Raw genomic sequence first — 14536 nt, 5'->3', positions numbered from 1 at the left:
AACTTTGTCTAATACGTTTATCTAACTTCGAAAGTACTGAGCCGAATAGCATAATTAAAAACTAAATAAGTAAAATGGAAACGCTATATTTGATGAGTGCTTTGATATGGAAATTTAGATTTTAATAAAAATATGAAATATATTTAAGGTAAAAATAGGAGTTAAACGTATTTAATATGGGAAAAAGTTATTACTAGAGAAATTGTTTAATGGTATTTATATGTGGTGGGTGATTACTTGGCTTGATACCAGTGACCCTCGCCATTATTTGTAAAGGGTGGTGATGCTCTTTTTCTTACGGCTAAGTTAATTACATACGATTTTTATATTGAGTTTTATAAAGTTCTTAAATGTATTTAATATGAAAAGAAAGAGTTATTACTAGAGAAGTTATCTGATGGTATTTATATGTGGTGGGTGATACTGGACTTGAACCAGTGACCCTCGCCATTATTTGTAAAGGGTGGTGATGCTCTTTTTCTTACGACTAAGTTAATTACATACGATTTTTATATTGAGTTTTTATAAAGTTCTTAAATGTATTTAATATGAAAAGAAAGAGTTATTACTAGAGAAGTTATCTGATGGTATTTATATGTGGTGGGTGATACTGGACTTGAACCAGTGACCCTCGCCTTGTAAGGGCGATGCTCTCCCAACTGAGCTAATCACCCACATATAATAGGTATGCCTGTTATTTAATTCTTTATTATCAATTAACCGCTTGATGTAATTTGGTGGGTGATACTGGACTTGAACCAGTGACCCTCGCCTTGTAAGGGCGATGCTCTCCCAACTGAGCTAATCACCCAAATTACATTTTAATATGCACCATTCTAGGAATGGTGGGTCGTACTGGACTTGAACCAGTGACCCTCGCCTTGTAAGGGCGATGCTCTCCCAACTGAGCTAACGACCCATATTAAATTTTAAAACGCGACTATTGATATAATAATAGGTTTATATGTGGTGGGTGATACTGGACTTGAACCAGTGACCCTCGCCTTGTAAGGGCGATGCTCTCCCAACTGAGCTAATCACCCACATATAAATTAAAACGCTACTATTAAAATAAATAGTACTGGACTTTAACCAGTGAACCTCGCCGTTACTTGTAAATAGCGGTTATGCTCTCTTTTTCTAACTGAGCTAACGACCCATTTAGATTTTTTTGTAATATGCACCATTCTAGGAATGGTGGGTCGTACTGGACTTGAACCAGTGACCCTCGCCTTGTAAGGGCGATGCTCTCCCAACTGAGCTAACGACCCATATTACAATTTTAAAACACGACTATTAATATAGTAATAGGTTTTATATGTGGTGGGTGATACTGGACTTGAACCAGTGACCCTCGCCTTGTAAGGGCGATGCTCTCCCAACTGAGCTAATCACCCACATATAATTTAAAACGCTACTATTAAATAAATAGTACTGGACTTTAACCAGTGAACTTTGCCGTTACTTGTTAGTAGCGGTAATGCTCTCTATTTTCTAACTGAGCTTAGGACCCATATAGAATTTAGATGTGAACACTTTAATTAAAAAGTGGTGGGTGATACTGGACTTGAACCAGTGACCCTCGCCTTGTAAGGGCGATGCTCTCCCAACTGAGCTAATCACCCACATCTAAACAACATTGCATTGCTGCGTTGTTGTGGGGCGCTATTATAGATAGAGTTGGAAATGTGTCAACACTTGAATGATAAAAATGTGCTGAATGAAGGTTTTATAAACAATAGGATATGGTTGAAGTCTATTTTATCATCAAATTTGATATTGCAGTTCAATTAAGCACCTAAAAGTGAGTAGGGAATTGTATTTTATTAATCTTAAATTTAGCTTCACGATACTTATTGTTTTTTTACTGGAGTCGTTTTTATGATTATGAGCAAGATGGATTAATATTAGGGCGAGTTATTTAGTGAATAGAGCGGTCCTTTAAAAATGAATTTAATCTAAACTCCCCAAAACAAATGCTATATTCAGCATTCTAAACTCTATTTTTGTACTTACTTTATTTTTATAAGCCAACCTAGCCATCTCGTAAATACGTATTCCTCGCTACTAGCCTTCGGGTTATGACTAAATAGATCACATATAACTAGGGCGTGTTGACCTTTGTGGATTCAAATTTGTTCAATCCAGGACGATTAAATCGCGGCGCGAGGTTTGTAACCTAGTGGGCTCGGTAACTGCTCCTGCGTTACCCTAATGGCTTACATCCATGTAAGAATAAGTAAAAACCGAGCAAAGCTTCCGCTTCACCCACCAAAGATCAACACGCCTTGAAGTTTTATACATAGAATTACGAAGCAACAGTGCTCTTTTAAAAATGCTCTTCAAACAATAATCGAATTTTTTAGTGCGAGTTACGCTGGTTATTAAGCAAGTAAAGGCTGCGGGTACTCTCAAACCCACATTTAAGTTTTGGTTATTATAAGCAATTGTAACTTTTAAAAGATTAAAGCGATTGGCGGGGCCTTAATTGGTAGTTTTTTAGATAAGTTTAATTTGCATATAAATGTATACCTTTGCTTTGATGCAATTTTGTTGCATTAAATAGGGGAGTAGGGTGTTGTTAAGTATTCGCTGCAATATAGTGATGTTATTATAAGCAGTAGGGCTAGAATCTTATTCAAATTGTATTTTTTAGCACGCTTGATAGCCAGTTTGTTGAAAATTAAACCATTTAAATAAAGCTAGGTAAAAAACTGTTGACTTTATTTTGGGTGGTGCATAGAATGCGCCCCGCACTAAGCGATACACGATGTGTTTATCACGGCGGGTATTGATTAAGTTGGGGCCATAGCTCAGCTGGGAGAGCGCTTCGCTGGCAGTGAAGAGGTCTGCGGTTCGATCCCGCATGGCTCCACCAAAAATTAGTGTTTTGTCCTAGGGTAGCAGTTTTCTGTGTCCCCATCGTCTAGAGGCCTAGGACACCGCCCTTTCACGGCGGTAACAGGGGTTCGAATCCCCTTGGGGACGCCACTTAACTTTTATTAGTTAAAGGCGGTTTTACCGAGAAAATAGCGTCACAATTAAAGCTCGAGTCTTTACTTGTATTAAACGCAATTACCTTAAAGCTCATGATGTGAGTTAAACTTATCAACTGTCCTAGTGACACATTTATGTGTCCCCATCGTCTAGAGGCCTAGGACACCGCCCTTTCACGGCGGTAACAGGGGTTCGAATCCCCTTGGGGACGCCACTTACTTATTTTAATAGGGAAGTGTAGTGTTATTAAGAAAGCTCGCCTGAAACGAGTCTAAAAATTCAGTTGTCCTAGTGACACATTTATGTGTCCCCATCGTCTAGAGGCCTAGGACACCGCCCTTTCACGGCGGTAACAGGGGTTCGAATCCCCTTGGGGACGCCACTTACTTATTTTAATAGGGAAGTGAAGTGTTATTAAGAAAGCTCGCCTGAAACGAGTCTAAAAATTCAGTTGTCCTAGTGACACATTTATGTGTCCCCATCGTCTAGAGGCCTAGGACACCGCCCTTTCACGGCGGTAACAGGGGTTCGAATCCCCTTGGGGACGCCACTTACTTATTTTAATAGGGAAGTGAAGTGTTATTAAGAAAGCTCGTCTGAAACGAGTCTAAAAATTCAGTTGTCCTAGTGACACATTTATGTGTCCCCATCGTCTAGAGGCCTAGGACACCGCCCTTTCACGGCGGTAACAGGGGTTCGAATCCCCTTGGGGACGCCACTTACTATTTTAATAGGGAAGTGTAGTGTTATTAAGAAAGCTCGCCTGAAACGAGTCTAAAAATTCAGTTGTCCTAGTGACACATTTATGTGTCCCCATCGTCTAGAGGCCTAGGACACCGCCCTTTCACGGCGGTAACAGGGGTTCGAATCCCCTTGGGGACGCCACTTACTTATTTTTTAATAGGGAAGTGAAGTGTTATTAAGAAAGCTCGCCTGAAACGAGTCTAAAAATTCAGTTGTCCTAGTGACACATTTATGTGTCCCCATCGTCTAGAGGCCTAGGACACCGCCCTTTCACGGCGGTAACAGGGGTTCGAATCCCCTTGGGGACGCCACTTACTTATTTTAAGTATTGTGTAAAGCAGTGTGACACCGCACTCTCTATGCACGACGTTATCAAGAGTACCAATCTCTTAGATATGTCATTTACTACTTAGATAGGAAAGTGCAGTGTTATTAGAATAAAACCACAAATTAATACCCTCATTTATACCTCATTTTTATATCAATCTATTTACACTTTGTTACAAAACCAAACCCATAATCGCTCCATATTCCTTGTTGTACTTTTAATTAGTCTTTAAACTCATTGAGTTAATTTAAATATGGACTAAAAAATGAAACTCACAAAAATTGCACTTGCTGTTTTACTTGCATCAGGGTTGGCTGCATGTAATAGCTCAACTCAAGCTATTGAGAAAAATATTGTTACAGAAACATCAATTCCTGGCGTTACACTTATTGAATCAGTGAAATCTAATGCAGGTGAAATCAACATACCGTATAAAAAATATAAACTAGATAACGGTTTAACTGTAATTGTGCATGAGGATCATTCAGATCCCTTAGTACACGTTGATGTAACATACCACGTTGGTTCTGCTCGCGAAGAGTTGGGTAAGTCAGGCTTTGCTCACTTTTTTGAGCATATGATGTTTCAAGGTTCAGAAAATGTTGCTGATGAGGAACATTTTAAAATAATATCTGAAGCAGGCGGTACTTTAAATGGTACAACTAACTCAGATAGAACAAATTATTTCGAAACAGTACCTGTAAATCAATTAGAAAAAATGTTGTGGCTAGAAGCTGATCGAATGGGCTTTTTACTCGATGCTGTAACCCAAGAAAAATTTGAGGTACAACGCGAAACAGTAAAAAACGAGCGCGGCCAACGTGTTGATAATCGCCCCTATGGTCGCTTAGGTGAACGTGTTGCTCAAGCGATGTATCCAGACGGCCATCCATATTCATGGCCTGTAATTGGTTTTATGGACGATTTAAATCGCGTAAATGTAAATGATTTAAAAGCATTCTTTTTAAAATGGTACGGACCAAATAATGCAACGCTTACCATTGGTGGTGACATCAACGCTAATGAAATACTACCATTAGTTACTAAATACTTTGCACCAATCCCAAAAGGTCCTGAAATACCTAAAGTTGAAAAAACAGCTGTAATACTAGATGCTGATAGATATATTTCAATGGAAGATAAGGTTCACTTACCTTTATTAAGTATGAGTTTCCCAACGACTTATGCTCGCTCTGAAGATGAAGCACCTCTTGATATACTTGCTGAAATATTAGGTGGAGGTAATAATTCACTACTATACAAAAACCTAGTTAAAACTCAACTTGCTGTTCAAGCAAGTGCAAATCATCCATGCCAAGAGTTAGCGTGTTCAATTAGTCTTTATGCTTTACCAAATCCTACAGCAGGGAAAACGTTAGCTGATATGGAAAAAATCATTCGTGATTCATTTGTTGAATTTGAAGAGCGTGGCGTTACACAAGATGATTTAGATAAAGTAAAAGCTAAAATAGAGTCAGGTGCAATTTTTGGTCTGCAAAGCGTATCAGGAAAAGTCTCTCAACTAGCCGCATCTGAAACGTTTACAGGTAACCCAAACTCAGCTAAAGATGAGATTGCACGTTATAACAAAGTTACAAAAGCTGATGTTATGCGTGTTTTTAATCAATATATCAAAGGTAAATCTGCCGTTATTATGAGTGTTGTGCCAGAAGGTCAAACTCAACTTATAGCTGCCCCAGATAACTTTACGCCTAAAGCGCATAATTTTGGAGGTCCATCTACAACTTCAGCTGATGATTTAGTAGCACGAAGAGCTGTTGATACATTTGATCGAAGTATTCACCCTGTAGCCGGCGCAAATCCTGCTGTTGATGTTCCTTCTCTTTGGCAAACTAAGACCGAAAACGGTATTAAAATATTAGGTACGCAAAGTACAGAAACGCCAACCACCGCTATTTTTATTAAAGTTCCGGGTGGCTTGTATAATGAGCAAGCTAGTAAAGTGGGTTTATCGTCAATGACTGCATCGTTAATGAGCGAGTCAACGCAAAACTACACTACAGAGCAAATGAGTAACGCGCTTGAAAAACTGGGTAGCCAGGTAAGTATCTACTCAGATAAAACACATACAAATGTGTATGTTTCTAGCTTAACCAAAAATGTAGATGCAACGCTAAAGCTTGTTGAAGAGAAATTATTTAAACCTGCATTTAATGCCGATGACTTTGAGCGTAATAAAAAGCAAATCATTCAAAATATTCAACATTCAATGAAGGATGCAGGGTATTTAGCATCTAATACATACAGCAAATTACTATATGGCGACAATATAGCTGCACTTCCAAGTACTGGAACGCTTAATAGTATTGAGGCTATTACATTAGATGACGTTAAAGCTTTTTATAACGCAAACTTTAAACCACAGGGCGCGCAAGTCATTATTGTTTCTGATTTAAAAGAGTCAAAAATTGAGCCAAAGGTTAAAGCTACACTTGCAAACTGGCAAGGTAAATCGAGCCCAGTAGCGGTTGATTTCAGTGAACCTAAAGTAGAAACTAATGTCATTTATCTTGTAGATAAACCAGGTGCCCCTCAATCAGAAATTCGTATTGGTAAACGCGATATGGTTGAAGACATTACTGGTGAGTTTTTTAAAGCCAACTTAATGAACTTTGCATTTGGTGGCACGTTTAACAGCCGTATCAATCTAAATTTACGAGAAGATAAAGGCTACACTTACGGTGCTCGCTCTCGTTTTTGGGGTGATAAAACATCAGGCGGCTTTACAGCTTCTGCAGCGGTGAGAGCCGACTCTACTGCAGCATCTATTACAGAGTTTACTAATGAGCTTAATAACTATGCTCAAAACGGTGTCACTGATGAAGAGCTTATGTTTATGCGTAAAGCTATCAATCAAAAAGATGCGCTTAAATACGAAACGCCTAATGCAAAACTTGGCTTTTTAGCACAAATATTAGAGTTCGATTTAAAACCTAGCTTTGTAAAAGAAAGAAATGAGATTGTTAGCAATATTAGCAAAGAAGAAGTTAACGCCTTAGCTAAAAAACACTTAAACACTAAAGATATGATTTATTTAGTAGTGGGTGATGCTAAAACACTTCGCCCAGAGCTTGAAAAATTAGGTATGAAGGTTGCTGACTACAGTCTTTAACATTTAAATAATTAGAATTACAAAGCAGCTTTTTTAGCTGCTTTTTTTTGCCTGATTTTAGAGTGTTGATCTTTTTGAAAGTAGATTACAAGGAACAACTACAGCGTCTTTTTTTTGATATAAAATATAATTTTGTAGTTTAAGCCTTCAAATAACACCCCATTCCTAGCTTTATTATTCAGTACTTATAAAGATTCAATTTGGTAGCATAAATTTAGACATCCAACTTTATTAGGAGGATTTATGGCAAGTGGGTGGGCACGAGACGGTGCAATTCAAGATCAAATTGATGCAAGTGTTAACGACGCCGTACAGTATGCAAGAAGCAATTTAATATCTGGTGCAAGTGCTGAGCTATGTGACGAGTGCGATGAAAAAATCCCACAAGCACGAAGGCTCGCGCTACCAGGAGTTCGCTACTGTGTTGCATGCCAAGCTGCAATAGAAGGTAATGGTGCCAGCGCTAAATCGTTTAATAGGCGTGGTAGTAAAGATAGTCAGTTGCGTTAAAAAAAGGTGCTGCAAAGCACCTTTTATTTAGTACCAATCTGCATAACCATTTGAACAATATATAAAATTAAACCCCTCCATAGTTATACCAACCAGCATAAATCTTTGATCAATTTAACGAATTAAATTGCACTATAACGTCGTTAAAAATTTTTTATTTAGAACAACTAGATACAAAAATTTTGGCCTAGTTCTAGCGTAATTTTCTTAACGTTAAATAGACCCCATATATAAGCAGATTGGCATTAAGCAAATTGTTATAACTTAAATTAGTTATTAAGTAATTTAAAATTTACTCATGTCTTCTTTTTTCTGAATTAACTCAATTGCATAGCCATCTGGGTCTTTTACAAAAGCAATTTCAGTAGTACCGCCTTTTACAGGCCCTGGTTCACGGCTTACATTGCCACCAGCAGCTTTAATATCTGCACATGCTTTGTAAATATCATCAAACTCAATAGCAATATGACCATATCCATTACCTAGGTCGTAGCTATCCTCGTCCCAGTTATAAGTTAGCTCTAATACTGTGTTATCTGCTTCGTCGCCATATCCAACAAAGGCAAGAGTGTATCTGTATTCACTGTTATCAGCTCTGCGTAATTCTTTCATACCTAATATTTCAGTATAAAAAGCAATTGATTTATCCAAATCGGCTACACGAAGCATAGTATGTAATAAACGCATTTTTAGTTCCTTTAGTTATTTATTCAAAGTTAAGGGTATTTTTAACTAAGCGCTATTATTAAGCGCGTTTTAGGGGGGTTATATGTATTAGCCATATATGTAGGCATTATATATAAATCACAACCTTAATATGAGAGTGGGCTTAAAACAGTTTGAGTTCGACCTTTATAAATTACCAATTAATGAATCATTTTATTAAATTTTGGATATTTAAATAACCAGTACTCAATTATTGGTCAACCTATTAGTATAAAAAAAGTTACTGATTGTTCAACAAAAGTTAACCTTTGCTTAATTGTGCTATTGCTATGTAACTATCTGTTTTTATAGATTATTAAATTTATTATTGTGTAATTTGTAAAAATGTGGCGTTTGCTTGGTTAACTTATTGGTTGACAAAAAAGTCGTATGGTAATACAGTTTTTGCATACCAATTGGTAAGTTGCTTGGTTTGAGTGAATACAATGTATTGGTAATTAATCAGAGTTACGTTTTGCACAGGTTAATTAATAAATAACTCAGGCTTAAAGTTACTCTACAAATTGAAACAAAAGACACAGCGTATTTATAGAGTAAATTTTACTTGTTCTTATAAAAGTATGCGCCACATATTTAGGAGTTATTCATGTCAAAACCAGTCATCGGTTTCATCGGCTTAGGCTTAATGGGCGGCAACATGGCCGAAAATTTACAAAACAAAGGCTATGAGCTAATTGTTATGGACCTTAGCAAAGATGCGGTTGCAGCATGTGTTGCTAGAGGCGCAAAAACAGCAAGCACTGCAAAAGAGCTAGCTGAAGGTTCAGATATTGTTATGTTTTGTCTTACAACGTCTGCCGTTGTAGAAAAAATTGTTTACGCAGAAGACGGTATCCTAGCGGGTATTAAAGAAGGTGCAGTATTAGTTGATTTTGGTACTTCTATCCCATCATCTACCAAAAAAATTGGTGCTGATTTAGCAGCTAAAGGCGCAGGCATGATCGACGCGCCACTAGGTCGTACACCGGCACATGCTAAAGATGGTCTATTAAACATTATGGCTGCAGGCGATATTGATACATTCAATAAAGTTAAACCAGTACTGGAAGATCAAGGTGAAAACGTTTTCCATCTTGGCGAGCTAGGTGCAGGTCATACAACTAAGCTTATCAACAACTTCATGGGCATGACGACAGTATGTGCTATGTCACAAGCATTTGCAGTGGCAGAGCTTGCTGGTGTTGACCGTCAACAACTTTTCGACATTATGTCGACTGGTCCATCTAACTCACCGTTTATGCAATTTTGTAAAAATTATGCAGTTGATAATGTTAGCGACCTTGGTTTCTCGATTGCTAATGCAAACAAAGATTTAGGCTACTTCCTACAAATGGTAGAAGACCTAGGTACTGAATCAAAAATCGCTGAAGGTTCATCAGCTAACCTACAAGCAGCGTTTGACGCTGGTATGGGTCAAGGTAACGTTCCTGAAATTTTTGATTACTTCAAAAAGTTAGAAAAGTAATACTTCTCGACCTTATTGAGCGCTTTGAGCTTTAACTTAAAGCGCTTTAACACACATGACACCAATTGACTAAAGTCTTTGTGCAATGTCAGCTTTTTTTAATTCTGATGAAGCACTACTTTCAGTCACAACGAAAAAGAGTTAACTATGCGTTTGATTAATACAATAAAGCTTAGTCTAGTTCTCATCGGTTGCATATCCACACAAGTAGCGGCCAAAGATTATTTTATAGAAAATAAACAAGCTTTTAATGATATCGCAGCTAATCTAGTTGCTGGCGACAAAGTAGTACTTAAAAATGGTACTTGGTCTGACTTCGAAATTTTACTTGAAGGCCAAGGTACAAAAAACTCTCCTATTATATTAACCGCTGAAACTAACGGAAAAGTAATTCTATCAGGTCAATCTAACCTAAGACTTGCAGGTAAATACCTTGAAGCTTCTGGTTTAGTATTTAAAGACGGCTACACACCGAGCTCAGCTGTAATAGAATTTCGTAAAAATAAAAATGAATTAGCCTACAATTCACGAGTTACTCAAACAGTAATCGATAATTACAGTAATCCAGACAAGCGAGAGTCTGATTATTGGGTTGCCTTATATGGACAACATAACCGCTTTGATCATAGTCATTTAGTTGGCAAACGAAATAAAGGTGTGACAGTTGCTGTTCGTTTAAACACTAAAGCAAGCCAGGAAAACTATCATCGTATAGATAACAACTATTTTGGCTACCGTCCTACTTTTGGTTCTAACGGTGGTGAAACACTGCGTATTGGCACAAGCCATTACTCACTAACTGATTCGCATACATTGGTTGAAAATAATTACTTTGAACGTACCAATGGTGAAGTAGAAATTGTTTCGGTTAAATCAGGTAAAAACATCCTTCGTAATAACGTATTTTATGAAGCGCGCGGTACATTAACGCTGCGCCATGGTAATGGCAATCTTATAGAAGAAAATATCTTCATTGGTAATGGTGTTGATCACACAGGTGGTATCCGCGTTATCAATAAAGATCAAATTGTAAAAAATAACTACCTACAAGGCCTAACAGGCTATCGTTTTGGCAGTGGTTTTACTGTGATGAACGGCGTACCAAATTCATCTATTAATCGTTATCACCAAGTAGAAAATGCGACGATTGAAAACAACACATTTATAAATGTGCGTCATATTCAACTTGCTGCAGGTAGCGATGCTGAGCGTAGCGCAGCCCCAAAAAATAGCGTAATGAAAAACAACTTAATCATAAACCAAAATGGTGAACAGCCATTTACAACATTCGACGATGTAAGTGGGTTAGTATTAAGTAACAACATTGCAGATACAAAAGTGCTTTCTGAGCTAACGTACGGTGTAAAAAAAGATAAAATCACGCTGGAAAAAGCAAGTAATGGTCTACTTTACCCAACATCTAAAAGTTTAAATGTAGGTGCAAAGCGCGATTTAAAAGTACTTAAAAAAGAAGATACCGGTGTTAGTTGGTATGCAAAAGTACCTGCTTTAGTTGATTTTGATTCTGGTAAGACACATTCTGTTAAAGCTGATGTAAGTGCATTACTAGATGCTATTGATAATGCAGAGTCGGGCGATGTTCTAGAACTAGCGTCTGGCCAGTATGATGTGTCTAAACTGGTTAAAATTGATAAAACGTTGACAATTAAAGCAAAGCAGAGCGCAAAGGCTAAACTTACTTTTCAACGCTCTACCTTGTTTGAAATACATGATGGCGGCAGCTTAAAACTAGATGGTTTATCAATTTCAGGTGAAAACGCGCCAGATGCAATAGGTAACAGCATTGTTCGTACGCAAAAATGGGGTATGGTTGATAATTACCGCTTTGTAATGATCAACTCAGAGTTAAATGCTTTAGATATTAATCATTCATTCCATTTCTTTATCACTGGTAAAGGTGCAATGGCTGACGAAATTATTGTTACAGGTAATACCTTTAATACAGTAACAGGTGACATTTTACGTCTAAATACTGAAATTGAAGACTTAGGTGTTTATAACGCGGAATACGTTATTGTCAATAATAATACATTTAATGATGTAGAAGGCGGTGTACTTAAGCTTTACCGTGGTGGCACTGATGAAAGCACATTTGGTCCTCATTTTGAAATGACAAATAACACGCTTAATAACGTTGGCCTTGGTAAGCGTAACAAAGAGCAAGCGAGCATTTATGTTCACGGTGTTCAGGTTACTAATATTAAAGATAATAAATTTGTTAAATCTGCTCCTATTGTTGTAGAGCACACAGTAGGCGAGCCTAAAACTGAAATCTCAGGCAATACATTTGATGCAACTAAAGCACCAAATGTTAAAGAGTTAAGAGTTAAAGGCCCACACACGGCAGTATTAAAAAATAACAACATTTTAAATAAGGCAGGGTAAATACTATGTACTTATTAAAATGCCAAACACGTTTTAAAATAGCTGCTGTAGCTGCAATTACATTACTTACATCACTGGGGGCGCATGCAGCGCACCCAAACTTAGTGATTACTACTGATGATGTTAAGCAAATGCGCCAAGCAATAAGTAGCAACGGTAGCACAAAGTTTGCTACAGCGTTTGAATCGCTAAAAGCGCAAGTAGATGAACAAATTGCACAGCCTATCACTGTACCCGTTCCAAAAGATGGCGGTGGTGGTTATACACATGAGCGCCATAAGAAAAATTATCAACTTATGTACAACGCGGGCATTATTTATCAATTAAGCCAAGATGATAAATACGCAAACTATGTACGCGATATGTTGCTTGAGTATGCAAAATTATACCCAACGCTTGGTCTGCATCCAAAACGTAAAATGGATTCGCAAAATCCAGGTAAGTTTTTTTGGCAAAGCCTAAATGAAGCAATGTGGCTTGTGTACACAATACAAGCTTATGATCTAATTTATGACTCGTTAAATGCCGATAATATTAAAACAATCGAGAATGACTTACTCCGTCCTGTTTCGTTGTTCACATCTGTAGGCCAACCGTCTACATTTAATAAAGTACATAACCATGGAACATGGGCAACAGCGGGTGTTGGCATGGCAGGGTATGTATTAGGCGAACCTGAGTGGGTAGAAAAATCATTATACGATTTAGAAAAGTCGGGTAAGGGTGGCTTTATTAAGCAGCTAGAGATGCTGTTTTCACCACAAGGTTACTATAACGAAGGTCCTTACTATCAACGCTTTGCACTATTACCATTTGTAACGTTTGCTAAAGCGATTGAAAACAACGAACCACAACGAAAAATCTTTGAATATCGCGATGGCATATTATTAAAAGCGATTGATACGACGATTCAACTTAGCTACAACGGTTTGTTCTTCCCAATTAACGATGCAATAAAAAGTAAAGGCATCGATACCATTGAGTTAGTAAATGGGGTAACGGCAGCGTATGGCTTAACCAACGATGCAGGTTATTTAGATATTGCTAAGCAACAAGACCAAATAATTCTCTCTGGTGATGGGCTAAAAGTAGCTCAAGCACTTGATAACAACATGGCAAAACCTTATTCGTTTAAATCCGTTGCCTTCGGTGATGGTAATGACGGTAAACAAGGTGCTCTAGTTGTAATGAGAACGCAGGTAGGTGGCGATCAAGCGCTACTGTTTAAACCTGCTGCACAAGGTTTGGGCCATGGTCATTTTGATAAATTAACATGGCAGTTTTACGACCACGGAAATGAAATTGTATCTGATTATGGCGCAGCACGTTTTTTAAATGTAGAAGCTAAATACGGCGGTCGTTATTTACCTGAAAACGAAACTTACGCTAAACACACTGTTGCGCACAATACGGTAGTGGTTGACGAAACAACGCATTTTAATGCAAATGTTGAAGTAGGAAATAGTAATTACCCTGCACTTAACTTTTTCGAAACGAATGAATACGGCACGGTTTCAAGCGGCGAAATAAGCACAGCTTATAAAGGCGTTGATCTTGAGCGTACGCTTGCACTTATTAACTTACCTGAACTACAAAGCACAGTTGCACTTGATATATTTGATGTTGCAGCAAATAAAGCACATCAGCTTGATTTGCCTTTGCATTATAAAGGTCAGCTTATAGATACCAGCTTTGAGCTAAAAGCGAATGCAACACAACTGTCTGCATTAGGTACTAAAAATGGCTACCAGCATCTATGGCTTAAAGCTCAAGCGCAACCTCAAAGTGGTTTAGCTAAAGTAACGTGGCTAAACGAAAATGGTCGTTTTTATACGCAAACGAGCTTGGTTAAAGGTGATGAGTCTTTCTTGTTTACTCAAATAGGCGCAAATGACCCTCACTTTAATTTACGCAACGAAAATGGTTTTATTCGTCGTGTTGAGGGTCAAAAGCAACATAAGTTTATATCTGTATTAGAGCCACATGGTGAGTACAACCCAAGTAAAGAATATACCCTAGAAGCTGTTAGTCGAGTTACAAAGCTTGAATATAGTCAGCAGGGCGATTTAACACTTGTTGAACTTGATATTAAAGGCAACTCATATTTAGTGGCAATTAATAAAGCACAAACATCAGCTAAAAACACATTCAATTATCAAAATAAAGAGTTCACTTTAAATGGCCGATTAGGCGTTTATATGATGAACAATAATCAGGAGTAAATAGG

The 14536-nt window shown here is 37.7% G+C and carries 6 protein-coding genes and 15 tRNA genes; 13 read left to right on the top strand and 8 right to left on the bottom strand.

Features of this window, described 5'->3' with window-relative positions:
• Nucleotides 1-598 precede the first annotated feature (598 nt).
• From AC5NT5_RS11055 to AC5NT5_RS11025, 7 genes are all read right to left on the bottom strand, one after another.
• Nucleotides 599-674: transfer RNA gene (locus AC5NT5_RS11055), tRNA-Val, on the bottom strand.
• A 61-nt stretch (nt 675-735) separates the two neighbouring features.
• Nucleotides 736-811: transfer RNA gene (locus tag AC5NT5_RS11050), tRNA-Val, on the bottom strand.
• 32 nt (nt 812-843) lie between these two features.
• Nucleotides 844-919: transfer RNA gene (locus AC5NT5_RS11045), tRNA-Val, on the bottom strand.
• Between the two features lie 48 nt (nt 920-967).
• Nucleotides 968-1043 (bottom strand) — tRNA-Val (locus tag AC5NT5_RS11040).
• Between the two features lie 152 nt (nt 1044-1195).
• Nucleotides 1196-1271 (bottom strand) — tRNA-Val (locus tag AC5NT5_RS11035).
• Nucleotides 1272-1321: 50 nt separating this feature from the next.
• Nucleotides 1322-1397: transfer RNA gene (locus AC5NT5_RS11030), tRNA-Val, on the bottom strand.
• A gap of 152 nt (nt 1398-1549) precedes the next feature.
• Nucleotides 1550-1625, bottom strand: a tRNA-Val gene (locus AC5NT5_RS11025).
• A gap of 1177 nt (nt 1626-2802) precedes the next feature.
• Between AC5NT5_RS11025 and AC5NT5_RS11020 the strand changes: the two genes are divergently transcribed.
• The 10 genes from AC5NT5_RS11020 to AC5NT5_RS10975 all read left to right on the top strand — a co-directional run bounded on the left by AC5NT5_RS11020 (nt 2803) and on the right by AC5NT5_RS10975 (nt 7712).
• Nucleotides 2803-2878, top strand: a tRNA-Ala gene (locus tag AC5NT5_RS11020).
• Between the two features lie 37 nt (nt 2879-2915).
• A tRNA-Glu gene (locus tag AC5NT5_RS11015) sits at nt 2916-2991 on the top strand.
• 144 nt (nt 2992-3135) lie between these two features.
• A tRNA-Glu gene (locus AC5NT5_RS11010) sits at nt 3136-3211 on the top strand.
• A gap of 92 nt (nt 3212-3303) precedes the next feature.
• Nucleotides 3304-3379, top strand: a tRNA-Glu gene (locus AC5NT5_RS11005).
• Nucleotides 3380-3471: 92 nt separating this feature from the next.
• A tRNA-Glu gene (locus AC5NT5_RS11000) sits at nt 3472-3547 on the top strand.
• 92 nt (nt 3548-3639) lie between these two features.
• A tRNA-Glu gene (locus AC5NT5_RS10995) sits at nt 3640-3715 on the top strand.
• Between the two features lie 91 nt (nt 3716-3806).
• Nucleotides 3807-3882: transfer RNA gene (locus AC5NT5_RS10990), tRNA-Glu, on the top strand.
• Between the two features lie 94 nt (nt 3883-3976).
• Nucleotides 3977-4052, top strand: a tRNA-Glu gene (locus AC5NT5_RS10985).
• A 282-nt stretch (nt 4053-4334) separates the two neighbouring features.
• Nucleotides 4335-7202, top strand: a complete 2868-nt coding sequence (locus AC5NT5_RS10980; protein WP_494512818.1) for a M16 family metallopeptidase — start codon at nt 4335-4337, stop codon at nt 7200-7202.
• Between the two features lie 243 nt (nt 7203-7445).
• Nucleotides 7446-7712 (top strand): DksA/TraR family C4-type zinc finger protein, encoded by a 267-nt coding sequence (locus AC5NT5_RS10975; RefSeq protein WP_002962957.1) that lies wholly within the window; start codon nt 7446-7448, stop codon nt 7710-7712.
• 285 nt (nt 7713-7997) lie between these two features.
• On the opposite strand, the gene gloA is transcribed toward AC5NT5_RS10975, so the two are convergent.
• Nucleotides 7998-8399, bottom strand: coding sequence for a lactoylglutathione lyase (gene gloA, locus AC5NT5_RS10970; RefSeq protein WP_024594782.1), 402 nt, complete (start codon nt 8397-8399; stop codon nt 7998-8000).
• 625 nt (nt 8400-9024) lie between these two features.
• Between gloA and AC5NT5_RS10965 the strand changes: the two genes are divergently transcribed.
• The 3 genes from AC5NT5_RS10965 to AC5NT5_RS10955 all read left to right on the top strand — a co-directional run bounded on the left by AC5NT5_RS10965 (nt 9025) and on the right by AC5NT5_RS10955 (nt 14531).
• Nucleotides 9025-9903: an NAD(P)-dependent oxidoreductase gene (locus tag AC5NT5_RS10965; protein ID WP_002962960.1), complete on the top strand. Its 879-nt coding sequence runs from the start codon at nt 9025-9027 to the stop codon at nt 9901-9903.
• Nucleotides 9904-10050: 147 nt separating this feature from the next.
• A complete protein-coding gene (locus AC5NT5_RS10960) occupies nt 10051-12309 on the top strand; it encodes a polysaccharide lyase 6 family protein (RefSeq protein WP_494512819.1) in 2259 nt (752 codons plus the stop codon).
• Between the two features lie 5 nt (nt 12310-12314).
• Nucleotides 12315-14531: a heparinase II/III domain-containing protein gene (locus AC5NT5_RS10955; protein WP_494512820.1), complete on the top strand. Its 2217-nt coding sequence runs from the start codon at nt 12315-12317 to the stop codon at nt 14529-14531.
• The last annotated feature ends 5 nt before the right edge of the window (nt 14532-14536 follow it).

It is taken from the genome of Pseudoalteromonas sp. J2K-J599, from assembly GCF_059295115.2.
Note: the sequence above shows the minus strand (reverse complement) of the source record. Positions and strands in the feature narration are given on the sequence as shown.